Source organism: Henriciella marina DSM 19595 (genome assembly GCF_000376805.1).
In the GTDB taxonomy this organism is placed as follows: Bacteria; Pseudomonadota; Alphaproteobacteria; order Caulobacterales; family Hyphomonadaceae; genus Henriciella; species Henriciella marina.
Genome location: NZ_AQXT01000002.1, coordinates 2481434 through 2506753, shown reverse-complemented (window position 1 = coordinate 2506753; position 25320 = coordinate 2481434). Strand labels below are relative to the sequence as shown.

Sequence of the window (25320 nt, the reverse complement as noted above, 5' to 3'; positions counted from 1 at the left end):
TATCGGAATAGTGATGGACAAATTCAACTCGGCAACACAAGAGCTCGACACCGCTCTCGCGCGCCTCGAAGAGGCGTTGGAAGGTCTCTTCGAGAAGACCGGCGACCCCGGTCTGGCGCGGCGTGAACTCGCCGCCATGGTGTCGGATCGCGCACGCCTCGCAGAAGAACTTGATGCCTCCATGGCGCGCGAGAAAAAGTTACAGGCCCTCGCCGACGAAGCCTCGGCCGCCCTGGGCTCTGCCATTGAAGAAGTCCGCGCCGCTCTTAATCGCGAACAGGAGGCCTGATGGCCAAGGCTGATATCACCATTCGTGGAAAGCATTATTCTGTCGCCTGCGCGCCCGGCCAGGAAGACCGGCTGGTGGAGCTTTCCACCGACCTTGATGCCCGCATCCGTCAGATCGCTGAAGCTGTCGGCGATCTTGGCGAGGAAAAGCTGTTGCTGGTAGCCGCGCTCGCCCTGCTCGATGAGCTAGACGATGCCAAGCGTGCCCGGCCCGTCCCCGCTGCTGGCGGCACACAAGAGCGGACGGTCGACGCAATCGGTGATGCTGCCGCCCGTATCCGCGCGCTTACCGAACGCATAGAGGCGGGGCAGTGACGCCAAGCCGTGAACTCAGCGTCCTCATTCCTTTCTATAATGAAGCCGGGAACGCCGCGCCGCTCATCGCCGAAATCAGGACGGCTCTCGATGGGATCGATTACGAAATCGTCTGCGTAAACGATTGCTCTGACGACACGACCGGCGAGGAGCTTGAAGCCGCCCGCCTCGAAATGCCGGACCGCATAATCGTGCGCACCCATGTGCGGCGCGCGGGCAAGTCCGCGGCGCTTATGACGGGCCTGCGCGAGGTGAACGGCACCTGGACACAGCTTCTGGACGGCGATGGCCAGAACGATATCGCTGATACGCGCCGCCTCTGGGACGCCATCGTGGCGCCTGGCAATACAGGCCGCCTTGGCCTCATTGCAGGCAAGCGTAAAAGCCGCAATGATTCCGGTTTCAAATGGCTGCAGTCGCGGGTCGCAAACGGTGTGCGCCGCTTCCTGCTGCGCGATGACGCGACCGATACAGGCTGCGGCTGGAAGCTGATGCGCACCGATGCCTTCCGCGAGCTTCCCTATTTCGCGTCCATGCACCGCTTTCTTCCGGCCCTCTTCAAGCGCGCCGGATGGGAAGTACGCGAAGAGCGCGTCAATGACCGCCGCCGCTGGCATGGCAGCTCGAAATACGGCTTCTTCGGACGCCTTGGTGCAGGGATTGCCGATCTCATAGGCATGTTCTGGCTGGTTCGCCGGGGACAGCCGGGCATTGCGAAGGAATGGAATGATCCGCGTGCGAACGTTCAGTCGAGCGAGGCGAAGAAGTCTTCATAGAGCTGCGCGGCCTCTTCCTGCAGAAGGCCCAGCTCGACCTTGATGCCTGCTGCCTCCATCGCCGCCTTGCCGCCCGCCCCTTTTGGATGGCGGTCCATGACAGAGATGACCACACGCGCAACCCCCGCAGCGATAAGGCGGCCCGAGCAGGCGGTTTCACCGGTCGAGCGTTCACGGCAGGGCTCCAGCGTTACATAGGCGGTGCTGCCAACCGGAAGCTTCCCGGCAAGGTTGCTCAGCGCCAGCTGCTCGGCATGCGGGCGTCCGCCATCGCCGGTTGCCCCTTCAGAGATCTTGCGTCCATCGGCGCCCATGATCACGCACCCGACGGCCGGGTTCTCGCCCGTGCGGCCATGCTGGACACGCGCAAGCGCGATCGCCCGGCGCATCATGCTTTCATCGCTGCAAGGCATCTCGGTCAGGGAAGCTCTGGAAGGCCGGTCGCGCGCGCCGCGTCTAGGTAGCGCGCCGATACGGGCTGCAGGCCGCTGCCAAGCTCAATCAGCAGCGGATTGCCTGTCGGTATCTCCACGCCCGTGATCTTGTCATCTTCGACCTGGAAGAGGTGTTTGACCAGCGCGCGCAGCGAATTGCCGTGCGCGGCGATCACGATGTCCGTGCCATGGCGCAGGCGCGCGGCGATCGTCTCGTGCCAGTAAGGCAGGACGCGCTCCAGCGTGAGCTTCAGACTTTCTGTGGCCGGGATGTCGATCCCGGCATATCTCGCATCACCAGACATGTCATATTCGCTGCCTGCCTCCATTGGCGGCGGCGGTATGTCATAGGACCGGCGCCAGATCTGGACCTGATCCTCGCCATGCTTCTCGGCGGTCTCTTTCTTGTCGAGCCCGGTCAGCCCGCCATAATGGCGCTCATTCAGCCGCCAGCTCTTTTCGACAGGAAGCCAGACACGGTCCATTTCGGTCAGCGCAATCCAGAGCGTACGGATGGCACGGGTCTGCATGCTTGAGAAAGCGAGTTGTGGTTCAAACCCGGCCTCCTTGAGAAGCTCGCCAGCCTGCTTTGCTTCAGCCTCGCCCTTTGCCGTCAGGTCGGCATCCCACCACCCGGTAAACCGGTTCTCGAGGTTCCACTGGCTCTGGCCGTGCCGGACGAGGGCGAGTTTGGGCATCTGTGTCTCCTGATCGAGAAAGTCTTGAATGTATCCGCGCGGTTTAAGCTCAGACGCCCGTCACGCGCAACAGCTCCGAAAACGCCAGCACGACATGATAGCCTGTCGAGGCAGGCATTTCGTCCGATGCGACCTGTCCGTCGGCATGGTAGCTATCGATCCACCCGCCCTCAGGCGTCAGATACTCATCCATCAGCACATCAAAGCATTCGACCGCCCGCGCATCGCACTGCTCATCGGCCCCAAGCTCCAGCATTGCCAGATGCGCTTTCAGCGCTTCGGTCTGCATCCAGGTGCGCCGGGAGCCATCGACGATCTGACCTTCGCGGGTCGCCTTTGCGAAGACCCGGCCATCAGCATCGAGGGTTCTAAGGCCGATATCGTATAGCCTGTTGATGGCGGGGTTGAGTTCCCCGCCGGCCGCATCCGCATGCGTCTTCAGCAGCCAGACCCACTCGAATTGGTGCCCCGGCTCGACATAGAGCCTGTCCGGCGCCGTCTCCTTTGACCAGTCCGGACCAAACGTCTCACCGATCGTGCCGGTCTCATGATCGAACATCTTCTCGTCGAGCAATGCGACCAGGTCATTTGCCCGGTTCAGGTGATCGCGCTTGTCTTCGCTTTCATAGAGGGCAAGGCTTGCCTCCAGAAGATGCATGTGCGGGTTCTGAAGCCGGTAGTCGCCCTTTGGCAGGCTCTCTGCGAAGCCCCCATGCTTTACGTCTTCAAGCTTGGCATCGACGTTGGCGAGCAGCTGGCGCGCATGCGCCGACGCCATTTCATGACCCTGACGCGCAGCATGGGCGAAGGCGAACAGCGCGAAGGCCGTATCATAGAGATCGGCGGTGTCGTCGGTCAGGCCACGTCCATCGGCGGCAATCTTTCTTCCGATCAGCCCGTCAGGCCGCAAGGCAGGCCCCGCCAGCGCCTCAACACCATAGGCAATCAGCCTGTCGGCACGTCCTTCATCCCAGCCAAGACGCTTGGCCTCCGCAAACATATAGACCTGACGCGCCTGCACACGGACGCGCAGCGCATCGCTGTCGATGGGCCGGTGCGTGATATCCAGCGCCTCGCGAAACAGATTGCTCGCCAGGACGCCTTCGCGGCTCCAGAGCGGAAAACAATTATATAGCATCCAGTCGCGAGCTTCACGCGCCCGCCTGCCCAATGCAGTTGATGTCATCTCAAAGGCTCCGCGCAGTCTACACTTCCGCTTCGCAAGAACGGTGCCTGCTTGCTATCAACTGGCCAACGTGTTTTCCAGCGTCTAGAGACCAATATTTCCCCCTCATCGCCGGGACCAGCCACCGACAGCATGACCGATAGAATTTTCTTCCTGTGCGCTTTTCTGGCTGCGGCTGTCATGGTCGCTATTGCTGTCCTGCCCGGCTTTAACACCAGGCCGACAGGTCCGGTCAGCGGCGGGAACACCGATTACCGGCGCATTGAGGTCAGCGGGGCGCAGCTCAACCGCTTCGTTGCTGGCGGCGATGCAGACATTTCGCTGGTGCGCGCTGACGGCGAAGCCGCCCTTCGTATCGAAGTCGCCGCTGCCACGCTCGCTGATGATCCGATTCGCGGGCCCCATTTCATCCTCGACCGGGATCTGGAAACCGTCTTCGCTGGGCGGGAAGTTCGGATAACCATCCGGGCCCGCGCGGCCGATCAGTACGGCGCTGAGCAGATGCGGGTGAATTACTCGGTCGGCAGCGCAATCGAGTCCGGTTGGGAAAAATTCACCATCACGCGTGAATTTGCTGACAGCGTCTTTACCTGGACCCCGCCCGAGCGCACGCCGGGCACCGATGCGGGCTACGATTATCTCGGCATACGTCCCGTCGTGCCGGAAAAGCAGCGGGCCATTCTGGTGCAGTCGGTCGTTTTCGAGCCAGCCCTCTAGGTTGCGCATCTCGCGCATCGCAAGCGACCTCGCTTTCGCCAGCACCCCGACCTGCAATCCTTTCTGCCGCCTGGCCTTTTGTTAAGGATACGGTGACCCTCGCCATGGCATTGAGGGCCCATGCGCCATCGCCTGCTACGCCTTCTTATCATCCCGCTCGCTGGCTGCCTCATGGCCGCGGCGCCCCGCGAATTTACGCGCGAGGAACTCTCTGCCCTTGAGAGCCAGCGCCAGTCTGCCATCCGCCAGCTCGAAGCGCTCGAAAACGCAGAGTCCGCCAGCAGCCGCGATGTCACCGATCTTGAACGCCAGCTTATTTCCGCAGCGCTGGAGAGCCGGCGGCGCGAAGAGCAGGCCGCCGCGTCCGAGCTCAAGCTCATCGACCTCGAGACCCGGCTGACCGCTGCCCGTGAAGCGCTGATCGAGGGGAATGAGAACCTCGAAGACATCATGGCGAACCTCGCCGTCTCCGGCCGTCACCGCCCGCCGGCCCTGATCGCCTCACCCAATGAAGCAAACGCCGCCATCCGCGCGGCCATCGTGATGAGCGCGACCGCACCGCGTATCAATCAACGCACCGATGAGCTGGCAGCAGAGATTACGGAGCTGAAGGCGCTTGAGGAATCAGTCCTCGAGGAACAGGAACGCCTCGCCGCCGCCGAAGACCGTCTTGCCGCCAAGCAGGCCGAGATCGAAACGCTGGTTGCCTCCAAACGCGCCCAGTATGAAAGCGTATCCGGAGAGGCAGAGGCCTTGCGCGCCCGTGTGCGCCAGATCGCCGGGGAGGCAGAAACCCTGCGCGATCTACTCGCCGCGCTGGAGACGCAAGCCCCCCGCGCCCCCGCGATCAAGCCGCGCGCCCAGATACAGCTCGCCGCCACGCGCACGTCGCCGACTGTCAGCGATGCCCCGAGAAACCCGGCCCGCAGCCCGGCCGTTGCCAACCTGCGACCGCTTGGCCGCGAAGCGCTTGGCGGGCTGATCCAGCCCGTGTCGGGCCTTGTCTCGCGCACCTGGGGCGATGACCTTCCGGGCGGGGAAACAGCCAAGGGTCTCTATATTCAGCCACGCTCGAATGCCGATATCGTGGCCCCCGTGGACGGCACAATTGAATATGCTGAGGCATTTAGAAGCTACGGTCAGCTCTTGATCATTTCCACAAGTGATGGATACCATATTCTTCTGAGCGGAATGGGCCGTATTTACGGCACCCCCGGACAGACGGTACGCGCCGGAGAACCGGTCGGACGCATGTCCGAACGTGAAAATCCGCCGCCTGAACTCTATCTTGAAGTCAGGCGGAAAGGCGTGCCGATGAATCCGGCACGTTGGATGCAGGGCGGATAAGCCGCCACAGGAGAAATGATGACCATGAGAGCAATGCTGACAGGGGCTGCAATCGGTGTCGTGATGGGCGGGGTCGCCGTTGGCGTGTCCGCCGTCGCCTGGCCGGAACCGGGCATGTCCGACAGCCGCGCGGAAACCTACCGCCAGCTTGACCTCTTCGCAGAAGTGCTCGCCCGCGCCCGCGCCGACTATGTCACCGAAATTAATGAGCCAGAGGCAATGGAAGCGGCCATAAACGGCATGCTCGGGTCATTGGATCCACATTCCACGTATCTTTCAGCAGAAGATTTCTCAGCCATGCAGGTCCAGGCCTCCGGCGAGTATGGCGGTCTCGGCATCGAGGTCCAGATGGAAGATGGCTTCATAAAAGTCATCACACCAATGGACGACACGCCAGCAAGCCGCGCCGGTCTTGAAAGCGGCGATCTGCTGACCGCGATCAATGGCAAGCCGATCGTCGGCCTCAACATTGACGACGCTGTCGCTGACATGCGCGGCCCGCCGGGCTCTGAAATTATTGTCACGGTGATGCGCGACGGCGAAGACCCGTTTGACGTCACCATGGAGCGCGAAGTCATTCGCCCGAAATCGGTCGACTGGAAGATGGTCGACGACGAGATCGCCTATTTCCGCATCTCGACCTTCAATGAGCGCACGACCGACCTGCTCGAAGACGCGTTTGCAGCGGCTTCCAAGGAGATCGGCGGACGTCCTGAGGGCATCGTTCTCGATCTTCGCAACAATGGCGGCGGCCTGCTCGACCAGGCAATTTCGGTCACGGACAAATTCCTGTCCGGCGGCGAAGTTGTCTCCACGATCGGCCGGCGTCCAAGTGATATTGCCCGCTACAATGCCCGGTCCGGAGAAGTTTTCCAGAACGTGCCGATCGTCATCCTGATCAATAATGGCACTGCGTCGGCCTCTGAAATCGTCGCTGGCGCCCTTCAGGACCGCGGCCGCGCGACGGTGCTTGGCATGACAAGCTTCGGCAAGGGCTCTGTCCAGACCGTTATTCCGCTTGGCACCGATCGCGGCGCCATCCGCCTCACGACGTCACGCTATTACACGCCGTCAGGCCGCTCGATCCAGGCAACGGGGATCGTGCCGGACATGGAAGTCGCCCAGACCCGCGTTTCCGAAGAAGAACTCGCCCGTATCCGCCGCTTCTCCGAAGCCGACCTGCCAAACGCCCTCATCAATGAAGATGGCGTCGAGCGAGAGATTCCGCATCTTCCGAGCGAACAGCCTCCGGAAGATTATGAGGGCGATGACTACCAGCTTGACCGGGCCCTCGAAGTGCTGCGCGGCGGACAGATGAGCGCGACCGACACACCGCAGGCGGGTTAACGCAGGTTTGCGATGTCTTAACGTGTGACTGCCAGTATCCAGCTCAGACTGGATACTGGCAGACCACCGGAGACCCGCTTTATGCAGCAACGGGTGACGCACGACCCTTCTCCGCTTCGCAGCGGTGTCGTGCATGGAATCATGAGTTGCTGCGCCTTTGCGCTCATCGTGGCGGGTACGGGCACAGCGATTCATCTCTGGGGCGACGACGCGTCCGCAAGTCCCGTCCGACAGATCGCCCTCTTCGAGCCTGAAGCGCCGACCACTGTCTCTCCACAGCTCAAGACACGTCTTGCCGCTGCGAACCCGCCGCCAGCCAGACCCTCGCCTCAATCTTTCACTGAAGATGCCCCCCCGCCGCCATTCGTGACGGACGAGATGGCCGCCAGTGGCCCTGATCTCGGGGTCGAGTATACCAATGGGACATCGCGCATCGTCAGCGTCGGCAGCTCGGGCGAGGCGTCTCAATCAGCGCCAACCGTCCGCATCAATGGCGTCAGTGTCTCGACCGGCCAGTCCTGGCAGGACACGCGAAGCGCCATCGCCCTGCCACCGGCCCCCGTCTCTGCCGTCAGCGAACCGGCCCTAGGCGGACAGCTGCCCAAGATCGCCGATGATGGCCGCACGCCCGCTGGCGTCTATGCCCGGCCATTCGCAAATCCGGAAGGCCGCCCGACCGTCTCCATCATCCTCGGTGGCCTGGGTATAAATCGCACGCATACCCGCTCCGCTATCGAAGAACTGCCCCCGGAAGTGACGCTCTCCTTTGCGCCGACGACCTACGACCTTCAGGGCTGGATCGACCGGGCGCGCGCAGCTGGACATGAAGTCCTGCTGGAAGTGCCGATGGAAACCTATGAAATTGCCGCGCAGCGCCCTGCTCCGAACACGCTCATGGTTGCGATGGACGACACCGCGCTGGAGGGCCGCCTCAACACCGTTCTGGCGAGCGCCACCGGTTATTTCGGGATCACCAATTATCAGGGCGGACGGTTCGCCCGCGATGACCGCGCCTCAAGCACCATCGCCCGCCTCCTTTCAGCGCGCGGTCTGGCTTTCGTTGAAGACGGCAGTCTCAGCCAGTCTGCCATCTCGGCCGCAGCGGGTCCTGCAAAGCTCAGATATCGCAGCGCCGACACACAGATCGATACCCGTCCGGATGGTGGCGAAATCCAGGAAAAGCTGCTGGAACTTGAAACCCTCGCGCTTGAAAATGGGGCAGCGGTCGGGGCGGGCTTTGCCTATCCCGTCACCATCGACATCCTGAAAGCCTGGACCGAACAGCTGTCGGGCAAGGGCGTCGTGCTGGCACCCGCGTCTGCCGCGACGCATCTGTCGCCAGACCAGCCACGCGTGACCGAAACTGCGTCTGCAGACGCCGAACCGGGTGGGCAATTGCGCCGCGAGGCATTAGACACGACCGGGTGACCAGTCAGCCCGATCCAAGTCTTTACCGCCCGAATGTCGGGCTCGTCCTCTTCTCGGCCAGCGGATACATTTTCCTTGGTCGCCGCATAAATGGCCGCGGCGCCTTTCAGTGGCAGATGCCTCAGGGCGGGATCGATGAGGGCGAAAGCCCGCAAGACGCAGCCCTCCGGGAGCTGGAAGAAGAAGTGGGCGTCTCCGGCAAGCTTGTCGATGTGCTGGAAGAGACAACCGATTGGCTCCACTATGATTTTCCTGCCGAAGTGCGCCGGCGCATGCCCGGCGCTTTTATCGGCCAGCGTCAGAAATGGTTTGCGCTGAAATTCAAAGGCTCCGACAGCGATATAAGGCTCGACAGGCACACGCCTGAGTTCGACGCCTGGCGCTGGGCCCGTCTCAGCGAAGCACCCGCTGCCATCGTGCCCTTCAAGCGCCCGGTCTATCAGGCCGTGGCAGAACGCTTTCGCCACTGGGCAGGCGAGAACCACTCCATCGAAACCCAGAAAGGCCGGCGAGAATGACGAGGACAATCCTGATGATCCACGGCGTCGGCTGCGGCGGCGAGGCCTGGGACACGATGCGCCACGACTTTGAAGCCGCAGGCTGGCGCGTCGAAGCGCCGACCCTTTTTGCCGATCAGCGAACCATCGAAGACCCGCCAGAAACCCTGAAAGATCTCACGCTAGACGATTATATTGAGGCGATGTCGGAGCAGGCGAAGACGCTCACGGCCGAGACAGGCAAAAAGCCCGTTATCATGGGGCATTCCATGGGTGGGCTGATTGCGCAGAATCTTGCGGCGCGCGGCGATGCCTCTGCGGCGATCTTCCTGACACCCGCCCAGACACCGGACTGCCAGGTGCAGGATCTCCGCCTGATGATCACTTTCTGGAGTGTGCTGAAATCCGGCAGCAAGAAAATTCCGGAGAACAGCTACAAGGTCGGCAAGTTCGGCTTCAAATGGGGCGTCCTGAATGAGGTCCCCTCAGCGCGCCACGACGCGATCTATGCGCGGGCCCGCTTCGATTCCGGCAAGGTCTATCGTGACCTCTCAGAGCCCGCCCCCATCGACGAAAAAGCCGTGTCGATCCCAACGCTGACAATCGGTGCCGCCAAGGACCGTGCCACTCCGATCAAGGCGGTTCGCCGTGTCGGACAGAAGTATAGAGAGGCCGCAACGCCGGGTGACTATCTGGAATATCCTGGCCACGCGCACTGGATTGTCGATGAGCCTGGCACCGGAAGCGTCGTCGCCGACATAATGTCATGGCTGGACCGCAAAGTGCCCACTAACGCAGCCACAACACCTCAACCGGTCATGTAGTCAGTCGAGCGCGCCGATATAGGGCAGGCCGCGATAGAGGCCGGCATCGTCCATGCCATAGCCGACAAGAAACCGCTCCGGCGCATCGAAGGCGTGAAAGTCGACATCATCCGCCCCGGCCGGCGCCGATGGCTTGCGTGCGAGGGCCACTGTAATCACCTCCCGCGCGCCCTTGGTCAGAAGATGCTTGCGCGCAAAGGACAGCGTGCGGCCTGTATCGAAGACATCATCAATCAGGAGGACGCCGCGCCCCGTGACAGGCCGCGTAATGTCGGCGCGCACATTGACGCGGCCCGAGCTTTCGCGCGCATCGCGGTAGCTCTCCAGCCACAGCGCATCAAGGACCGGATGAATGCCCCGGCGTGCCAGAGCTTTCATGAGATCGCTGGTAAAGGGTGTCGCCCCGATCAGGATGTTGATCGCAGACCAGTCCCCCGTCAGACGCGGCGCCAGCGTCTCGGCCAGCCGGTCGACCATCTCCATGAGCTCGGCTTCGCCAAGGACGACGTCGATATCCTGTCTGGCGTGGGTCATTGTCTCTCCTCGGCGCGGGTCTCAGCGATGGCCTGAACCTCGCCTTCTGGCACCTCACGCCCACTTGCAAGTCCAAGCTCCAGCTCGAACGCCTCGAAAGGCGGGTCTTCGATCCGTTTGACGAATGCGCCGGTCTCGCCAGCGCCGATCTCTCCCGGGGCCACGTCAGCATAATAAGTCGCAATGGGGATACCCTCATCATCCATAAGGCGCACCTCGACCAGCGGGGCCGTTCGCACTTTACGGGTGAAGTTTCGCACCTCTCCGGTGATCTCCAGCACAGGCACGGTTCCATTCAGATACCGCTCGGCATTCTCATTGGCGAACTCCATGCCGAAGCGGTTCACCTTGAGGCCAAGTGCGCTGAAGGCAGACGCTGACTGGGGCCAGGCCTCCACTACCTGATTGCGCATGATGATGGCGCCGCCAAATACAGCGACCAGAAGGCAGGCCGCCGCCGCCCAGCTGATCATGGCGATTGTCCGGCTGGCTTTTTCGCGGCGCGCGCGCACCCGCTTGCGATAGGCTTCATGGGCCCCGCCCGCCCGCAGCCCGCCCATCGCGGCCTCCTCGGCCTGACCGACGAACCAGGAATGCTCACAGGCGGCGCATTTCACCGTCCGCCCGGACTCACCGATCGTTGAGTCTTGAGCGAAATACTGGGTCTCGCAATTCGGACAGGTGAGAATCATGGCTTGGAGTTTCGCCCAATTCTCTGGAATAGTCGATTGGACCGCTGCGGATTCGAAAGGAAACTGATGACACGTGCGGCACCGCCTCTGACCGGTGAAACGGCCGTCGAGCTGAATGGCGTTACCCTGCGCTATGATACAGCTGACGACATCCTGACCGATATCGATACTCGTCTGAAGCCCGGCACCTTCACCTTTCTGACGGGCCCATCGGGCGCGGGCAAATCCTCATTGCTGAAACTGCTCTATCTCGCTCATGCGCCGACGTCGGGAGAAGTCCGTCTCTTCGGCCAGCGCACCTCTGACCTCTCCCGCAAACAGCTATCGGCCATCCGCCGGCGCATCGGAGTCGTCTTTCAGGATTTCCGGCTGCTCGATCATCTGACCGCCTTCGAGAACGTCGCCCTGCCTCTCCGGGTCAGCGGCGAAAAGCCCGAAGACTATACCGATGAGGTGGTCGACCTTGTCCGGTGGGTCGGTCTGGGAGAGCGCATCCACGCTTTCCCGCCTGCGCTGTCCGGGGGCGAGCAGCAACGCCTTGCCATCGCCCGCGCACTGATCAACAAGCCGGACCTCCTCATCGCCGACGAACCGACAGGCAACGTCGATCCGGACATGGCGCGTCGTATCTTCCGCCTTTTCATCGAGCTTAATCGCCGCCTCAACACCACCGTGATCATCGCCACCCACGACATGCACATCATCCGCGAGTTCAATTCGCCCGTGCTCAAGCTTCAGGACGGGCTGCTCTTTGCAGACACCGCCTATGAGAAGGCATGACGCTCCGGATGAATCCCCTCCTGCCCGAAAGCGATGCGCGCGAAGCTGCGCTCTTTTTCGTGGTGGCGGCGCTCTGCTTTCTGGCCGTGCTCGCCACGCTGACCGCACGCGGGACCTATACGGCCGCAGAAGCCTGGACCGCGCAGGTCGAAGGAGAAATGACGGTACGTGTCAGCGACACCGACAGGCGCGGCGCCGAAGCGGCCGCCACACTCATCGCTGACCTGCCGGATGTCGATCGCGCGCACGTCCTGACCGAAGATGAGCTTGATGACCTCCTTTCGCCGAGTTTCGGCCCGGGCGGCATACCTGACGGTATTCCGCTGCCCCTCCTCATTGCCGTGGACACGTCCGGCGACGCGATTGCGCTGGCTGATCTGATTAACGAAAGGCTGGCCGCCGCGGGCATAGAGGGCCGCGCCGAAGCCCACTCGGCCTATGCCGCTGAGGTCCGCCGCGCCCTTGCCACGCTGCGGGTCGCCGCCATCGGCATGGTGCTCCTGCTCACCATGACCGCGATCTCCGTTATCGCCTTTGCCACACATGCTGCGCTTCTGGCCCGCAAGGACATTGTCGACGTCCTGCATCTCGCGGGCGCAGAGGACCGGTTCATTGCGCGCCTTTTTGAGCGCCGGTTCTGGCTGCTCGGGCTTAAGGCTGGCGCGGCAGGCTCGCTCGCCGCGCTCGCGGTCACCGCGATGATTGTCTTTTCAGCTCAAAGCTCAAGCGTGCCTAGCGAGCTTCTGCCCAAGCTCTCGCTCGATTATTGGGACATCACCATCCTCGCCGTCGCGCCCATTGCTGGCGCGCTGGCCGCCCGAATCGCGGCCCGCCTGACGGTCCGCCATTCGCTGAGGAGTTCGCTTTGAACACAATCCGCTCGATCTTCTTCGTGATCTGGCTCTATGGCGGCATGGCCGTGGTTGCCATTTCCTGCCTGCCGACCCTGCTCCTGCCGCGGCGCATCGCCATGACGGCCATCCGCTACTACGCGCAGTACATACGGGTCGGGCTGCGCCTTATCTGTGGGATCCGGGTTGAGTTGCGAGGCCGCGAGCACATCCAGCCGGGCGCTGCTCTCATCGCCGGAAAGCACCAGTCCATGCTGGACATCTTCATCCCCTTCATTCTCTTCTCCGACCCTGCAATCATCCTCAAGCGCGAACTTCTCTGGTATCCGGGGCTCGGCTGGTACGCGCTGAAAGCGAAGATGATCCCCATCGACCGGGCAGGCACCACGAGGACACTGAAAAAAATGATGCGCGAGGCCAAGGCCCGCCGCGACAAAGACCGTCAGATCGTCATCTATCCGGAAGGCACGCGCCAACCCGCCGGCGCCACGCTCGACTACAAATCAGCCGGCATCACCGCGCTCTACAGCCAGCTCGGCGTGCCGGTCGTGCCGCTGGCCACCAATTCCGGCCTGTGCTGGAAGCCGCGCGGCATGGTTCGGCGCTCAGGTCTCGTCGTCTATGAAGTCCTGCCCCCGGTCCCTGCCGGCCTTGGCCGCAAGGATATGTTCGCCCGCATGAAGGATGAGCTTGAGGCCGCCTCGGACCGTCTGCTCGATGAAGGTCTCGCCGCGCAGCGTCGCACCCGCGCTGATCTCAAACCAAGCGACCCGGTATAGGCGTCACCCCGGTTTTCGCGCAGCGAAAGACCGGGGCCTCAAACAACGATCAGGCTTCAGGCGCTGGCCCCCTCGGCTTCTGCCTTCTTGCGCAGATAGATCGAGTTTTTTGGCTTGGAGAAGACGCGCTCAACCATCGGCTCAAAGAAGTCGAGCGTCTCACTCTCGTATTCGGGATCAAACGCGGCCTGATCATATTTGTGGCAGAACTCGGCGCAGCGCTGGAAGTGCGGGTTGTCCCGGAACTGGTCGCGCATATTCTTGTCCAGACCGAGATGCTCGAAGAAGTAATAGCCCTGGAAAACACCGTGATTGGCGACCATCCAGAGGTTTTCTTCTGACACGAAGGGTTTGAGGATCGCAGCCGCCACGTCCGGGTGGTTCATGCTGCCCAGCGTATCGCCGATATCATGGAGCAGGGCGCAGACGACATATTCCTCATCCCGCCCATCGCGGTGGGCTCGGGTCGCGGTCTGCAGTGAATGCTCCAGCCGGTCGACCGGGAAGCCGCCATAGTCACCGTCGAGCAGGCGGAGATGGTCGAGAACGCGCTTGGCGAGGCCCTTGTTGAAGATACGCGAATGCTCGGAGATGATCTCCCAGTCTTCCTTCGTGCCTTCCATCATTTCGCGAAACTGGGCCTGTCCGCCCGCGCCGTGTCCGTCTGCCATGTCGTCTCTCCCTGTCTTTTCTGCGCGCAGGATACGCCTTGTACGGCGAACGTCAAAGCCTTCACGCCCCGGCAAGCTCAGACAGTCGCGGTGCTGGCTTTAATGCGGTAGAAAAGCCCTTTGCCAGCCGACGAGGTCAAACCGCATGACAAAACCGAGCGATGCCACCCTCAAAGAGGCCTGCGACACGCTGATGGCACGGGACCCGGCCTTCAAGGCGGCCTTCGCGGTGACCGGCCTGCCCGACTGGCGCTACAGCCCGCCCGGCTACCACACCATTGCCCGCATGATTGCTTTCCAGCAGATCACGACAAAGGCAGCCGCCTCCATCTGGGGGCGTGTCGAGGCGGAGCTTGGAGACATCACGCCCGCCTCCATGCTGGCCGCCAGTGAAGACACGCTGCGCGGCTGCGGTCTCTCGCGCCCGAAGATCCGGCATCTCAAATCCATTGCTGAAGCGGTCCAGACAGGCACGCTGGACCTTGAACGTGTCTACCATGCCGACATCGATGAGGCGCGCACCGAACTCCTCGCCGTCAAAGGCATCGGTCCATGGACCGCCGACCTCTTCCTTCTCTATTGCGGCCGGCTCGATGCGTTTCCGATCGCAGATGTCGGCCTGATGGAGGCCTACCGCCAGCTCAGCGGCCACGAGGACCGCTACGCCTCAAAGGCCTTCACCGAACTTGCCGAATCATGGCGGCCGTGGCGCGGCGTCGCCGCCCATCTTCTCTGGGGCTGGATCAATGCCGCGCGCGCAAAAGCCTATTCAGCAAGCGGCGGCGGGGACGCATGACCTGCAGCATTTACAACAGGACCGGGCAAAATTGCGCATTGACGCTGGCCAAAGGGCGAAACTGTCATAAACTCGTAGTCGGGAATCAGTAATTCTCCCGTCACAACCGATGGAGGCGCGTGTTCACTGACATCCAGTCAGCCGCTACAAAGGGACAGGAAGGAGGCCGCAGTGCCTGAAGTCCTGACGAACCCACCAAATGGGCGGCCCGCTCTTGTATTGAACGCCGACTTCCGGCCACTTTCCTATTATCCGCTCTCGCTCTGGCCCTGGCAGGATGTGGTAAAGGCGGTCTTCCTCGATCGCGTGGATATCATCGCCGAATACGACACCGTGGTGCGCAGCCCGAGCTTCGAGATGCGCCTGCCGTCAGTTATCGCGCTGCGCGAATTCGTCCGCCAGGACCGCTCACCCGCCTTTACCCGGTTCAACGTTTTTCTGCGCGACAGCTTCCAGTGCGTCTATTGCGGCGCTGGCAATGAGCTGACCTTTGATCACGTCGTCCCGCGATCGCGCGGTGGCCGGACCAGCTGGACAAACATCGTCGCCGCCTGCTCGCCCTGCAATCTGAAAAAGGGCGGCCGCATGCCCAAGGATGCGGGCATGGTGCCGCATCGAAAACCTGTCCGCCCCACGAACTACCAGCTTCAGGAAATCGGCCGTCGTTTCCCGCCAAACCATCTTCACGCCACCTGGATGGATTACCTTTACTGGGATGTCGAACTCGAAGCCTGACCGGGCGCGCAACCAACAAGAAAAGCCCCGCAGCTTTCAGACTGCGGGGCTTTGGTCTTTTTGCAGACACCTGATTAGTAGTTCAGGCTATCCTTTTCGAGCTTATCGATATCCTGCGCGGCATCTTCACCGGCTTCTTCGATCTGCTCTTCTTCGTATTCAGTCAGACCATCGACATCGACGTCGGGATTGCTGACCTCATTGATATCGCTGTAACGCGTGGCCGCATCGTCGCGGTTGGCCGCTTCTGGGCCGCCCATGCCGTCATCGGTGGTAGCTTCGGCCTCGACGTCGGTCTCGACATCCATTTCGACATCTTTCTCGTCTTTCAGTGCATCGACTTCATCTGAATAGAGATCGGCATCGGCTTCGGCCGCTTCCTTGTTCTCATAGTAATTGCCGCCCTGACCGAAATCCTCATTCGTCTCGGTCTTGGTCTCGACATCCAGCTCGGTTTGAGTGTCCGTCTCGGCATCCAGGGCCGGCGTATCTATTTCGACGTCAGTTCCGGTTTCCAGATCAGAGTCGGCGATCGCGTCTTCTTCGCTTTCGTAATACTCGCCGCCCATGCCATCATCCACACCAGGCTGGGTATCGAGCTCGGAATCGCCGTCCCAACTCGGGGTGGTGGCGCTCGGCGTTTCCGTCTCGAGCATGGTGTCCATCTCGGTTCCACCTTCGATCTGCACGTCCGGGACATCGGTCGTGATCTCGGCTTCGGTCTGCGCGTTCACGTCTGCGTCTGCGGCCTGCGCAATTGCAGGTGTCGCCATCAGGGCAATAGCTGCGGTAGCTGTGAGCAATGTGCGTTTCATAGCGGTTTCCTTTTCAGCATTCTGCTTGGACCTGAACAACGGACACGCTAAACCGCCGTTCCGTCCCCGAGGTTAATTCGCGTCCAGCTTTGAAAGCTGCAGCTCCAGAAGCTTGATCTCGCAGCACCAGGCCGGAAAGCGCGACGGATCCCGGAGACCGAACCACCCCCTGCAGATCGCCGCCCAGCTTTCCTGGACCGCTTCGGTCGCCTCATTCCTCATCAGCAGCAGCCGCCGCGCCGTCAGCATAAGCCGGGGCTGCCAGCGCGCAGCCAGCCGCTCACCTGGCCGGTTTATCCGGGCCCGTTTTCAACTTGTTCTATAAGGATAGTCGCGCCAGACTGGTAAAAGGTTCAAATGCGATTTGCCGCGCCCGATCTGGAAGACTTCACCATGACACTCCCCCGCCTGCGCGGGCGGAATGCGAAAATTCTGGCGACGATCGGTCCAAAAAGCTCCAGCCCGAAATCGATCCGCCTCCTCGCCGAAGCCGGCGCCGATCTCTTCCGCCTGAATTTCAGCCATGGAGATCATGAGACCCACGCCGCGACTTTCCATGCCATCAGGGCCACAGAAGCAGCGATGGGCCGACCGCTCGCAATCCTTGCAGACCTGCAGGGCCCGAAAATTCGCGTTGGCGCGTTTCCGGGCGGCGAACTGAAGCTCTCTTATGGTCAGAACTACAAGCTTATCGGCGATGAAACGACCGACCAGAAGGACACCATTCCTGTCCCCCATCCGGAAATCCTCACCGAACTGGAAGAAGGTGACGAGATCCTATGCGACGACGGCAAGGTTCTTCTCACCGTCAGCGAGGCAGGAGACCACCCACGCGTCACGCCCGCCTTTCACGCGACGCTTTCTGACCGCAAGGGCTTCACCGTTCGCGGCAAGACCCTGCCGCTGAAAGCCATGACCGACAAGGACCGCGAAGACCTCGCCTTCGCGCTCGATCTTGGCGTCGATCTGGTCGCGCTGAGCTTCGTTCAGTCCGTAGAGGATGTGAAAGAGGCGAAGGCCGCGATCGGCGCACGCGCACCGCTTATTTCCAAGATCGAAAAACCCGGCGCCCTCGATGATCTCGACGCGATCATCCGCGCTTCGGACGGCGTCATGATTGCGCGCGGCGACCTTGGCGTCGAATTCCCGCTCGAACAGGTCCCGATCATCCAGCGGCGCATCGTCCGCGAGGCGCGGGAGGTGGGCCGCCCCGTCATTGTCGCGACGCAGATGCTGGAATCGATGATCGAGAACGCCGCCCCGACACGCGCAGAGGCAGGCGATGTCGCGACCGCCATCTATCAGGGTGTCGATGCCGTCATGCTGTCCGCCGAAACCGCCGTCGGCCGCCATCCGCCCACCGCCGTCGCCATCATGGACCGGATCATAAAGGCGACAGAGGAAGCGGCCGATTATCGCGACTCTCTGCGCCAGTTCATGGGCGACCGCGATGATGAGCGCGTCATCGACATTGTCGCCCGCGCCGCCCAGTCTCTTGCCTTCGCGGTCAAGGCCGAGGCGCTCGCGCTCCGCACAGGCTCTGCCCGCCGCCTGGCACAGTTTGCCAAGCATCGCGGGCGCTATTTCATTCTCTACGGCTCAGCGGACGACGCGCGCCTTCGCCGCGCCCAGCTCCTCTGGGGCGTGCATCCCATCCATGTCAAAAACATCGAGGAAAACGACTGGCCGCGCACCCTGATGGATGCGGCAGGTCTCGAAGGCGCTGTGGCCTACGCCGCCTGGAAAGGCGGCGGCGACGACACCGCATGGGAAATGGGGATTAGGCGGTAGAGAAGAAAGTCCGCTCCAACGGAAAACGCCCGGCCATCTCTGCCCGGGCGTTTCTAATTCTTAAGCTATCAAGACCGCCTAGACGTCGAGCAGCATACGCTCTGGATCTTCCAGCGCTTCTTTCACGCGAACAAGGAATGTCACTGCTTCCTTGCCGTCGACGATGCGGTGGTCATAGGAGAGCGCCAGATACATCATCGGGCGGATCTCGACCTTGCCGTCGATAGCGACAGGGCGCTGCTCGATCCGGTGCATGCCAAGCACGCCAGACTGCGGAGGGTTGAGGATCGGCGTCGACATCAGCGAGCCATAAACCCCGCCATTGGTGACGGTGAAGGTGCCGCCCTGCATGTCCCCGATCGTCAGGTCGCCGTCGCGGGCCTTGCGGGCGAGATTGCCCAGCTCACGCTCGATCCCGGCAATCGACAGCTCGTCACAGTCACGGATGACCGGAACAACCAGGCCTTTTTCGGTGCCGACAGCCATGCCGATATCATAGTAATTCTTGTAGATGATATCGCTGCCGTCGATCTCTGCATTGACCGCTGGGATCTCCTGCAAGGCCGACACGATGGCCTTGGTGAAGAAGCCCATGAAGCCGAGCTTCACGTCATGCTTCTCGGCAAAGCTCTCTTTGTACTTCGAGCGCAGCGCCATCACGGCCGACATGTCCACATCGTTGAACGTGGTCAGCATGGCGGCTGTGTCCTGCGCCTCTTTCAGGCGGCGGGCAATCGTCTGGCGAAGACGGGTCATTTTTACGCGTTCTTCGCGTGGACCGATCTCACGCTGTGCGCTTGGCGCCTTCGGCTTGCTCTCGGCTTTCGGGGCTTGCGCAGCCTTGTTGACGAAGTCGACCGCATCAGCCTTGGTTGCGCGGCCATCACGGCCAGAGCCTGGAATGTCCTGCGGATTGACGCCGCCTTCGCTCGCCACACGGCGCACGGATGGCGAAACTGGACGATCTTCCTGACCGGAAGCCGACTGGCCTGTTTCTGCAGGCGTCTGCGTCGTGGAGGCGCCTTCTGTCACGCGCGCTTCCTTTTCCACAGTCCCGCCAGAGGCCTGACCGGACGAGGCAGACGCACTGCCGCCAGCACCGCCGCTGATCCGCGCGATCACCGATCCCGGCGTCACCGTATCGCCCGGCGACACGAGCAGTTCGGCAATCGTTCCATCAGCGGATGCGGGCACTTCGAGCGCGACCTTGTCTGTCTCGATCTCGGCGATCATTTCGTCCTTGGAGACCGTGTCGCCAACCTTTTTCAGGAACTCGCCCATGGTGCCTTCGGTGACGCTTTCACCCATTGGCGGCACGGTCACATCGGTGAGGTCACCGCCGCCGGACCCACCATCAGAGCCGCCTGCATCCTGCTGAGGTGCAGTGTCGTGCTCACCGGTCTCTTCGGCGCTTTCATCCTTGGCGGCTTCCGGCGCGCTCTTTTCAGAGGCAGGCGCAGGCGCTTCACCGCTTCCACTCCCGAGGCGGCCCAGCACGGCGCCGATCTCGACCGTATCGCCTTCATTGGCGACGATCTCGCTCAGCGTGCCATCTGCCGTAGCGGCAACTTCAACTGAAACCTTGTCGGTTTCGAGCTCGACCAGAACCTCGTCCTTGGAGACCTTGTCGCCAGCTTTTTTGAGCCATTGGCCAACTGTGGCCTCCGTCACGCTCTCTCCGAGCTGAGGGACTACGATATCAGTCATATGCTTCCGTTTCCGTTAGGGGTCATGCGGAGACGATGCTGTCTTCCACCGGCTGGTCGCCCAGCGCGGCTGCGATGAGAGCATCCTTCTCCTTGTTGTGTTGGGCAAGCAGGCCAGTTGCGGTCGCCGCCGACGGCGGACGGCCTGCATATTTCGGGCGTGGATGTTTGGCGCCGACCTGATTGCACGCCCATTCGATCTCGTCGCGCATGAAGGTCCAGCCGCCCATGTTCCGGGGCTCTTCCTGGCACCAGACCATCTCGGCCTGCGGGAAGCGCTTCAGTTCCTGCATCAGTGACTTGCGCGGCACAGGATAGAATTGCTCGACCCGCAGCAGGTAGACGTCGTCGTCTCCCCGCTCTTCACGCGCCTCGAAGAGGTCGTAATAGACCTTGCCGGAGCACATGACGACGCGGCGGATCTTGTCATCGCTGGTCAGCTTCACCTTGCCTTCGCGGCCCGGCGTCTCTGCATCGTCCCAGAGGACGCGGTGGAAGGAGGATTTCGTGTTGAAATCGTCCAGCGTAGACGTCGCCAGCTTGTGACGCAGAAGTGATTTCGGCGTCATGATGATCAGTGGCTTGCGGAAATCGCGGTGGATCTGACGGCGCAGGGCGTGGAAATAGTTCGCTGGCGTGGTGATGTTCACCACCTGCATATTGTCTTCCGCGCACATCTGCAGGAAGCGCTCAAGGCGGGCAGAGCTGTGCTCCGGCCCCTGACCTTCATAGCCATGCGGCAGCAGACAGACGAGCCCGCTCATCCGCAGCCATTTGCGTTCTGCCGATGAGATGAACTGGTCAAAGAAGACCTGCGCCCCGTTCGAGAAGTCGCCAAACTGCGCCTCCCAGAGAACGAGGCAATTGGGATCGGCCAGAGAGTAGCCATACTCATAACCAAGCACCGCTTCCTCGGAGAGAAGCGAGTCGATCACTTCATAATGGCCCTGGCCTTCAGCGATATTGTTGAGCGGCGTGTAGCGCGCCCCGCTTTGCTGGTCGACGAAGTGGCTGTGGCGCTGGGAGAAAGTCCCGCGACCGGAATCCTGCCCCGAGAGGCGGACCGGAAAGCCTTCTTCCAGCAGCGTCGCAAAGGCCAGATGTTCAGCCGTCGCCCAGTCGAGACCCTCGCCATTGTCGATCGCCTGACGGCGGGCATCGATCACGCGGCGCAGCGTCTTGTGAACGTCCACATTGCTCGGAACCGCCGTGATCGTCTCGCCGATTTCCTTCAGCTTCTTGACCGCAACGCCTGTTTTGCCGCGACGCTCATCATCTTCCGGCAGACCAAGACCCGACCACTCACCATCCAGCCAGTCGGCCTTGGTGGCTTCAAATTCTTTGCCTTGATCAAACGCCTTGTCGAGGAAGTCCTCGAAATCCTTGATCTGCTGCTTGACCACGCCCTCTTCGACAAGACCTTCGCTGACCAGGCGCTTTGTATAGATTTCGCGCGTGGATTCATGGCCTTTGATATTGGTGTACATGACCGGCTGGGTGAACATCGGCTCGTCACCCTCATTGTGGCCAAACCGGCGATAGCAGAACATGTCGATGACGACGTCCTTGCCAAATTTCTGCCGGTACTCGGTCGCCACTTTGGCGACATAGGTCACAGCCTCAGGGTCATCGCCATTCACATGAAAGATCGGCGCCTGAACCATCAGCGCGACGTCCGACGGATATGGCGATGAGCGCGAATACATCGGGCTCGTCGTGAAACCGATCTGGTTGTTGACGATGAAATGGATCGTGCCGCCCGTGCGATAGCCTGCAAGGCCAGACAGTGCGAAACATTCCGCCACCACGCCCTGGCCGGCAAAGGCCGCATCGCCATGAAGCAGGAGAGGCAGCTTGCGCGAACGATCGAGCTCGCCGGTCTCGTCGGCTTCCATTGCCTGTTTGGCGCGGGTCCGGCCAAGCACGACCGGGTTGACCGCCTCAAGGTGGGACGGGTTGGCGTTCATGGTGAGGTGAACTTCATTGCCATCGAAGACGCGGTCGGAAGACGCGCCGAGATGATATTTCACATCGCCGGACCCGAAGCCTTCAGCCGCCTGTGTCGAGCCGCCCTGAAACTCATGGAAGATCTTTTCATATGGCTTGCCCATCACGGCCGCCAGCATGTTGAGGCGTCCGCGGTGCGGCATGCCAACAACGATCTCGTTCACGCCGAGGGCGCCGCCGCGCTTGATGATCTGCTCCAGCGCAGGCACAGCTGCCTCGCCGCCATCAAGACCAAAACGCTTGGTGCCGGGATAGCGCCGATGCAGAAATCGCTCGAATGTTTCGGCTTCGATCAGCTTGGCAAGGATTGCCTTCTTGCCTTCCGGCGTAAACGCAACGCCCTTGTCCGGGCCCTCGATACGCTCCTGCAGCCAGGCTTTCTCCTCAGGCGAAGATATGTGCTGGAATTCGATCCCGATGGTCGAGCAATAGGTCCGTCGCAGGATTTCGACCATTTCCGGAATGGTCGCATAGTCGAGACCAAGATAGCCGTCGATATAGACCTTGCGGCCCATATCCGCGTCCGTGAAGCCGTAATTCTCCGGCTCCAGCTCGGGATGTTCGACATCGTTCTCGATTGCCAGCGGATCCAGATTCGCCGCCAGATGACCGCGCACCCGATAGGCGCGGATCATCATCAGCGCCCGGATGGAATCCTTGACGGCATTGGCAATATCGTCCGCGCTCGCCGCCGGTTTGCCGGCCGCGATTTTTTCCTTCAGCTTCGGCTCAAGCTGCGCCCAGTTGCCGTCAAACGCGGCAACCTGGTCGGCATCCGCCGGCTTGGGCCAGCGGTCGCGCTTCCAGCTTGCCCCGTCCGCATTACGCGTTGCGGCTTCGTCGCCGTCACCAAGCTCCGCGAAGAAATCGCGCCAGCTTTCGGGCACCGAATTGGGATCGCGCGCATACGCGGCCTGCATCTTTTCGATCCAGACCGCGCTGCCGCCATAAAGAAAGGCGGTCTCCAGCATCGCGCTGTTACCCGCGCTCCGCTTGCCCGTAACCGGGGAGCCGTCATCTGCCATGGTCTGTACCGTCCTGTTATTTTTATCGGACGGCCCGGCGGGGTCGTATCATTGGCCTCGTCTGGCCGCCATGCGGACACTTAGTGTCTGCGACTAACCTTTCAAAACTTCTACCATGGTATCGCCGAGTCGCGCAGGGCTCGGGCTCACCTTGATGCCAGCTTCTTCCATCGCTGAAATCTTGGACGGCGCATCGCCTTTGCCGCCCGAAACGATGGCGCCGGCATGGCCCATTGTGCGGCCCGGAGGCGCCGTGCGGCCAGCGATAAAGCCAACCATCGGCTTTTTGCGGCCCTTCTTGGCTTCGTCGATCAGGAATTGCGCAGCTTCTTCTTCGGCAGAGCCGCCGATTTCACCGATCATGATGATCGACTTGGTCTCGTCGTCGGCCAGGAACAGCTCCAGCACGTCGATGAAGTTGGTGCCGTTGACCGGGTCGCCGCCAATGCCGACAGCCGTCGTCTGGCCAAGCCCGGCCTGGCTGGTCTGGAACACGGCCTCATAGGTCAGCGTGCCCGAACGCGACACAACGCCGACAGAGCCCTTCTGGAAGATTTTGCCTGGCATGATGCCGATCTTGCACTGCTCTGGCGTCAGGACGCCCGGGCAGTTTGGACCGATCAGGCGGGAGTTGGACTTCTCCAGCTTCGCCTTGACGCGCACCATGTCCATGACCGGCACACCTTCGGTGATGCAGGTGATGAGCTCGATGCCGGCATCGATGGCTTCTTCGATAGCCGCCGCCGCGCCAGCTGGTGGCACATAGATGACCGATGCGTTTGCGCCGGTGGCCTCTTTGGCCTCGCCTGCGTTCGCATAGATCGGCAGCTCGGCGCCATTGTCGGCTTTCCAGCTCGTGCCAGCCTTCTTGGGGTGCGTGCCGGCAACCATCTTGGTGCCGAAATAATCAAGCGCCTGGTTGGTGTGAAACGAACCGGTATTGCCGGTCAGCCCCTGCACAATGATCTTGGTATTGGAGTCGATAAGAATGGACATGGATAGGGTCCCTGAAAACTTTGGGGCGCGCCATGAAAGGCGCGCGAGAAAACGTTAAGCTCTAGCCTTTGACCGCTTCGGTGATCTTCTTGGCTGCGTCGTCGAGATCGTCAGCCGGGATCACGTTGAGGCCTGAATTCTTGATGATGGCCTTGCCCTCATCAACATTCGTGCCTTCGAGACGAACCACCAGCGGGACCGAAAGATTGGTCTCTTTCACCGCCGCGATGACGCCTTCCGCGATGACATCACACTTCATGATGCCGCCGAAGATGTTGACCAGGATGCCTTTGACGGCCGGGTCTTTCATGATGATCTTGAAAGCAGCTGCCACCTTCTCCTTGTTGGCACCGCCGCCAACGTCACAGAAGTTCGCTGGCTCTTCGCCGTAGAGCTTGATGATGTCCATCGTCGCCATGGCAAGGCCTGCGCCGTTGACCATGCAGCCGATCGTGCCGTCGAGAGCGATATAGGCGAGGTCCCAGTCGGACGCCTCGATTTCCTTCTCGTCTTCTTCGGTCTTGTCACGCAGCTCGACAATGTCGGGATGACGGAACAGGGCGTTGCCGTCGAAAGACACCTTGGCGTCGAGAACGCGCAGATGGCCATCTTCCATGACGATCAGCGGGTTGATCTCGAGCATCGCCATGTCCTTTTCCGTGAACGCTTTATACAGCGTCGGGAAAAGCGTCATGGCGTCCTTGCGGGCATCGCCCTCAAGCTTCAGCGCGTCGGCAAGCGTTTCGCTGTCCTTGTCAGTGACACCTGCCATCGGGTCGATTGGCAGCGTCAGAATCTTTTCTGGCGTGGAATGAGCGACTTCCTCGATGTCCATGCCGCCTTCTGTCGACACGACGAAAGCAGGCTTGCCGGTTGCGCGGTCGATCAGGACAGAAAGGTAAAGCTCACGGTCGATGTCGGCGCCGTCTTCAATATAGAGGCGGTTGACCTGCTTGCCGTCCTTGTTGGTCTGCGCGGTGACAAGGTGGTTGCCGAACATCGCCTTGGCGTGATCGATCGCTTCCTGCTTGGAGAAGGCGAGGCGAACGCCGCCCTTTTCACCCGCAGCAGATTCCACAAACTTGCCCTTGCCGCGGCCGCCAGCATGGATCTGGCTCTTCACAACCCAGAGCGGGCCGGGAAGCTGGTCGACAGCCTTTTCGACCTCATCGATGGAAAGCACGGGCGCGCCGTTTGCGACGGGCGCGCCATAGGTCTTCAGAACGGCCTTGGCCTGGTATTCGTGGATGTTCATGGGGAAATTCAGCCTCTTGTAAATCGTCGG

At 61.5% G+C, this 25320-nt stretch carries 27 protein-coding genes; 15 read left to right on the top strand and 12 right to left on the bottom strand.

Translation table 11 applies throughout. From position 1 onward, the window contains the following. The first annotated feature begins 13 nt into the window (after nt 1-13). The 3 genes from F550_RS0112445 to F550_RS0112435 are packed head-to-tail and all read left to right on the top strand — an operon-like array spanning nt 14 to nt 1379. On the top strand, nt 14-289 hold the full coding sequence (locus tag F550_RS0112445; RefSeq protein WP_018148894.1) for a DUF4164 family protein: 276 nt from the start codon (nt 14-16) through the stop codon (nt 287-289). Then, a complete protein-coding gene (locus F550_RS0112440) occupies nt 289-603 on the top strand; it encodes a cell division protein ZapA (protein WP_018148893.1) in 315 nt (104 codons plus the stop codon). Before F550_RS0112445 ends, F550_RS0112440 begins: the two co-directional genes overlap by 1 nt. Next, on the top strand, nt 600-1379 hold the full coding sequence (locus tag F550_RS0112435; protein WP_018148892.1) for a glycosyltransferase family 2 protein: 780 nt from the start codon (nt 600-602) through the stop codon (nt 1377-1379). Before F550_RS0112440 ends, F550_RS0112435 begins: the two co-directional genes overlap by 4 nt. On the opposite strand, the gene F550_RS0112430 is transcribed toward F550_RS0112435, so the two are convergent. Genes F550_RS0112430 through F550_RS17760 form a run of 3 tightly spaced genes read right to left on the bottom strand, consistent with a single transcriptional unit; the run spans nt 1349 to nt 3697 of the window. Continuing rightward, nucleotides 1349-1792: a bifunctional diaminohydroxyphosphoribosylaminopyrimidine deaminase/5-amino-6-(5-phosphoribosylamino)uracil reductase RibD gene (locus F550_RS0112430; RefSeq protein WP_026180757.1), complete on the bottom strand. Its 444-nt coding sequence runs from the start codon at nt 1790-1792 to the stop codon at nt 1349-1351. The two genes, F550_RS0112435 and F550_RS0112430, sit on opposite strands and share 31 nt — an antisense overlap. A gap of 5 nt (nt 1793-1797) precedes the next feature. Then, a complete protein-coding gene (gene gpmA / locus F550_RS0112425; protein WP_018148890.1) occupies nt 1798-2511 on the bottom strand; it encodes a 2,3-diphosphoglycerate-dependent phosphoglycerate mutase in 714 nt (237 codons plus the stop codon). 49 nt (nt 2512-2560) lie between these two features. After that, nucleotides 2561-3697, bottom strand: coding sequence for an AGE family epimerase/isomerase (locus tag F550_RS17760; RefSeq protein ID WP_083910984.1), 1137 nt, complete (start codon nt 3695-3697; stop codon nt 2561-2563). Between the two features lie 132 nt (nt 3698-3829). Here F550_RS17760 and F550_RS0112415 point away from each other — a divergent pair, with 132 nt between their 5' ends. The 6 genes from F550_RS0112415 to F550_RS0112390 all read left to right on the top strand — a co-directional run bounded on the left by F550_RS0112415 (nt 3830) and on the right by F550_RS0112390 (nt 9857). Then, the gene (locus tag F550_RS0112415; RefSeq protein WP_018148888.1) at nt 3830-4414 is read left to right on the top strand and encodes a hypothetical protein; all 585 of its coding nucleotides are present in this window, start codon (nt 3830-3832) and stop codon (nt 4412-4414) included. Nucleotides 4415-4534: 120 nt separating this feature from the next. Next, complete coding sequence (locus tag F550_RS0112410; RefSeq protein WP_018148887.1) at nt 4535-5761, top strand: murein hydrolase activator EnvC family protein; 1227 nt, start codon at nt 4535-4537, stop codon at nt 5759-5761. Between the two features lie 15 nt (nt 5762-5776). Next, nucleotides 5777-7108 carry a S41 family peptidase gene (locus tag F550_RS0112405; protein WP_233349024.1) on the top strand — a complete coding sequence of 444 codons (1332 nt, stop codon included), beginning with the start codon at nt 5777-5779 and terminating at the stop codon, nt 7106-7108. Nucleotides 7109-7189: 81 nt separating this feature from the next. Beyond that, nucleotides 7190-8536, top strand: a complete 1347-nt coding sequence (locus F550_RS18640; protein WP_018148885.1) for a divergent polysaccharide deacetylase family protein — start codon at nt 7190-7192, stop codon at nt 8534-8536. Beyond that, nucleotides 8533-9054: an RNA pyrophosphohydrolase gene (locus F550_RS0112395; RefSeq protein WP_018148884.1), complete on the top strand. Its 522-nt coding sequence runs from the start codon at nt 8533-8535 to the stop codon at nt 9052-9054. Before F550_RS18640 ends, F550_RS0112395 begins: the two co-directional genes overlap by 4 nt. Next, on the top strand, nt 9051-9857 hold the full coding sequence (locus F550_RS0112390; RefSeq protein ID WP_018148883.1) for an alpha/beta hydrolase: 807 nt from the start codon (nt 9051-9053) through the stop codon (nt 9855-9857). Before F550_RS0112395 ends, F550_RS0112390 begins: the two co-directional genes overlap by 4 nt. Here the strand turns inward: F550_RS0112390 and F550_RS0112385 are convergent, their stop codons facing one another. Both F550_RS0112385 and F550_RS0112380 read right to left on the bottom strand, forming a co-directional pair. Next, a complete protein-coding gene (locus F550_RS0112385; RefSeq protein WP_018148882.1) occupies nt 9858-10391 on the bottom strand; it encodes a phosphoribosyltransferase in 534 nt (177 codons plus the stop codon). Continuing rightward, nucleotides 10388-11083: an MJ0042-type zinc finger domain-containing protein gene (locus F550_RS0112380; RefSeq protein WP_018148881.1), complete on the bottom strand. Its 696-nt coding sequence runs from the start codon at nt 11081-11083 to the stop codon at nt 10388-10390. The genes F550_RS0112385 and F550_RS0112380 overlap by 4 nt, the downstream gene beginning before the upstream one ends. A 66-nt stretch (nt 11084-11149) precedes the next feature. On the opposite strand from F550_RS0112380, the gene ftsE reads away from it, so the two are divergent. From ftsE to F550_RS0112365, 3 genes are read left to right on the top strand one after another with little or no spacing between them, the layout of a single operon-like run. After that, nucleotides 11150-11863 carry a cell division ATP-binding protein FtsE gene (gene ftsE / locus F550_RS0112375; protein ID WP_018148880.1) on the top strand — a complete coding sequence of 238 codons (714 nt, stop codon included), beginning with the start codon at nt 11150-11152 and terminating at the stop codon, nt 11861-11863. Beyond that, a complete protein-coding gene (locus F550_RS0112370) occupies nt 11860-12732 on the top strand; it encodes a cell division protein FtsX (RefSeq protein WP_018148879.1) in 873 nt (290 codons plus the stop codon). Before ftsE ends, F550_RS0112370 begins: the two co-directional genes overlap by 4 nt. After that, nucleotides 12729-13493 carry a lysophospholipid acyltransferase family protein gene (locus F550_RS0112365; protein WP_018148878.1) on the top strand — a complete coding sequence of 255 codons (765 nt, stop codon included), beginning with the start codon at nt 12729-12731 and terminating at the stop codon, nt 13491-13493. Before F550_RS0112370 ends, F550_RS0112365 begins: the two co-directional genes overlap by 4 nt. 56 nt (nt 13494-13549) lie before the next feature. On the opposite strand, the gene F550_RS0112360 is transcribed toward F550_RS0112365, so the two are convergent. Continuing rightward, nucleotides 13550-14164 carry an HD domain-containing protein gene (locus F550_RS0112360; RefSeq protein ID WP_018148877.1) on the bottom strand — a complete coding sequence of 205 codons (615 nt, stop codon included), beginning with the start codon at nt 14162-14164 and terminating at the stop codon, nt 13550-13552. A gap of 145 nt (nt 14165-14309) precedes the next feature. Between F550_RS0112360 and F550_RS0112355 the strand changes: the two genes are divergently transcribed. Continuing rightward, a complete protein-coding gene (locus F550_RS0112355; protein WP_018148876.1) occupies nt 14310-14960 on the top strand; it encodes a DNA-3-methyladenine glycosylase family protein in 651 nt (216 codons plus the stop codon). A gap of 171 nt (nt 14961-15131) precedes the next feature. Then, complete coding sequence (locus F550_RS0112350) at nt 15132-15695, top strand: HNH endonuclease (RefSeq protein ID WP_018148875.1); 564 nt, start codon at nt 15132-15134, stop codon at nt 15693-15695. 74 nt (nt 15696-15769) lie between these two features. On the opposite strand, the gene F550_RS0112345 is transcribed toward F550_RS0112350, so the two are convergent. Further along, the gene (locus F550_RS0112345) at nt 15770-16510 is read right to left on the bottom strand and encodes a hypothetical protein (RefSeq protein WP_018148874.1); all 741 of its coding nucleotides are present in this window, start codon (nt 16508-16510) and stop codon (nt 15770-15772) included. A gap of 72 nt (nt 16511-16582) precedes the next feature. Next, a complete protein-coding gene (locus F550_RS19210; RefSeq protein ID WP_018148873.1) occupies nt 16583-16759 on the bottom strand; it encodes a hypothetical protein in 177 nt (58 codons plus the stop codon). Between the two features lie 108 nt (nt 16760-16867). Between F550_RS19210 and pyk the strand changes: the two genes are divergently transcribed. Further along, nucleotides 16868-18301, top strand: coding sequence for a pyruvate kinase (gene pyk / locus F550_RS0112335; RefSeq protein ID WP_018148872.1), 1434 nt, complete (start codon nt 16868-16870; stop codon nt 18299-18301). 78 nt (nt 18302-18379) lie between these two features. Here the strand turns inward: pyk and odhB are convergent, their stop codons facing one another. The 4 genes from odhB to sucC all read right to left on the bottom strand — a co-directional run bounded on the left by odhB (nt 18380) and on the right by sucC (nt 25290). Next, nucleotides 18380-20008 carry a 2-oxoglutarate dehydrogenase complex dihydrolipoyllysine-residue succinyltransferase gene (odhB, locus tag F550_RS0112330; RefSeq protein ID WP_018148871.1) on the bottom strand — a complete coding sequence of 543 codons (1629 nt, stop codon included), beginning with the start codon at nt 20006-20008 and terminating at the stop codon, nt 18380-18382. Between the two features lie 22 nt (nt 20009-20030). After that, a complete protein-coding gene (locus F550_RS0112325) occupies nt 20031-23039 on the bottom strand; it encodes a 2-oxoglutarate dehydrogenase E1 component (protein ID WP_018148870.1) in 3009 nt (1002 codons plus the stop codon). Between the two features lie 93 nt (nt 23040-23132). Next, nucleotides 23133-24035 (bottom strand): succinate--CoA ligase subunit alpha, encoded by a 903-nt coding sequence (gene sucD / locus F550_RS0112320; protein ID WP_018148869.1) that lies wholly within the window; start codon nt 24033-24035, stop codon nt 23133-23135. A 61-nt stretch (nt 24036-24096) separates the two neighbouring features. Further along, a complete protein-coding gene (gene sucC, locus F550_RS0112315; protein ID WP_018148868.1) occupies nt 24097-25290 on the bottom strand; it encodes an ADP-forming succinate--CoA ligase subunit beta in 1194 nt (397 codons plus the stop codon). Nucleotides 25291-25320 lie beyond the last annotated feature (30 nt).

Coding starts and splice junctions, on each gene's coding strand:
- F550_RS0112345 (WP_018148874.1), bottom strand. CDS start 16,510: ATGAAACGCACATTGCTCACAGCTACCGCAGCTATTGCCCTGATGGCG.
- sucC (WP_018148868.1), bottom strand. CDS start 25,290: ATGAACATCCACGAATACCAGGCCAAGGCCGTTCTGAAGACCTATGGC.
- F550_RS0112415 (WP_018148888.1), top strand. CDS start 3,830: ATGACCGATAGAATTTTCTTCCTGTGCGCTTTTCTGGCTGCGGCTGTC.
- F550_RS0112325 (WP_018148870.1), bottom strand. CDS start 23,039: ATGGCAGATGACGGCTCCCCGGTTACGGGCAAGCGGAGCGCGGGTAAC.
- odhB (WP_018148871.1), bottom strand. CDS start 20,008: ATGACTGATATCGTAGTCCCTCAGCTCGGAGAGAGCGTGACGGAGGCC.
- sucD (WP_018148869.1), bottom strand. CDS start 24,035: ATGTCCATTCTTATCGACTCCAATACCAAGATCATTGTGCAGGGGCTG.
- F550_RS0112445 (WP_018148894.1), top strand. CDS start 14: ATGGACAAATTCAACTCGGCAACACAAGAGCTCGACACCGCTCTCGCG.
- pyk (WP_018148872.1), top strand. CDS start 16,868: ATGCGATTTGCCGCGCCCGATCTGGAAGACTTCACCATGACACTCCCC.
- F550_RS0112355 (WP_018148876.1), top strand. CDS start 14,310: ATGACAAAACCGAGCGATGCCACCCTCAAAGAGGCCTGCGACACGCTG.
- F550_RS0112440 (WP_018148893.1), top strand. CDS start 289: ATGGCCAAGGCTGATATCACCATTCGTGGAAAGCATTATTCTGTCGCC.
- F550_RS0112380 (WP_018148881.1), bottom strand. CDS start 11,083: ATGATTCTCACCTGTCCGAATTGCGAGACCCAGTATTTCGCTCAAGAC.
- F550_RS0112360 (WP_018148877.1), bottom strand. CDS start 14,164: ATGGCAGACGGACACGGCGCGGGCGGACAGGCCCAGTTTCGCGAAATG.
- F550_RS17760 (WP_083910984.1), bottom strand. CDS start 3,697: ATGACATCAACTGCATTGGGCAGGCGGGCGCGTGAAGCTCGCGACTGG.
- F550_RS0112390 (WP_018148883.1), top strand. CDS start 9,051: ATGACGAGGACAATCCTGATGATCCACGGCGTCGGCTGCGGCGGCGAG.
- ftsE (WP_018148880.1), top strand. CDS start 11,150: ATGACACGTGCGGCACCGCCTCTGACCGGTGAAACGGCCGTCGAGCTG.
- F550_RS18640 (WP_018148885.1), top strand. CDS start 7,190: ATGCAGCAACGGGTGACGCACGACCCTTCTCCGCTTCGCAGCGGTGTC.
- gpmA (WP_018148890.1), bottom strand. CDS start 2,511: ATGCCCAAACTCGCCCTCGTCCGGCACGGCCAGAGCCAGTGGAACCTC.
- F550_RS0112430 (WP_026180757.1), bottom strand. CDS start 1,792: ATGCCTTGCAGCGATGAAAGCATGATGCGCCGGGCGATCGCGCTTGCG.
- F550_RS0112370 (WP_018148879.1), top strand. CDS start 11,860: ATGACGCTCCGGATGAATCCCCTCCTGCCCGAAAGCGATGCGCGCGAA.
- F550_RS0112410 (WP_018148887.1), top strand. CDS start 4,535: ATGCGCCATCGCCTGCTACGCCTTCTTATCATCCCGCTCGCTGGCTGC.
- F550_RS0112405 (WP_233349024.1), top strand. CDS start 5,777: ATGATGACCATGAGAGCAATGCTGACAGGGGCTGCAATCGGTGTCGTG.
- F550_RS0112385 (WP_018148882.1), bottom strand. CDS start 10,391: ATGACCCACGCCAGACAGGATATCGACGTCGTCCTTGGCGAAGCCGAG.
- F550_RS19210 (WP_018148873.1), bottom strand. CDS start 16,759: ATGCTGACGGCGCGGCGGCTGCTGCTGATGAGGAATGAGGCGACCGAA.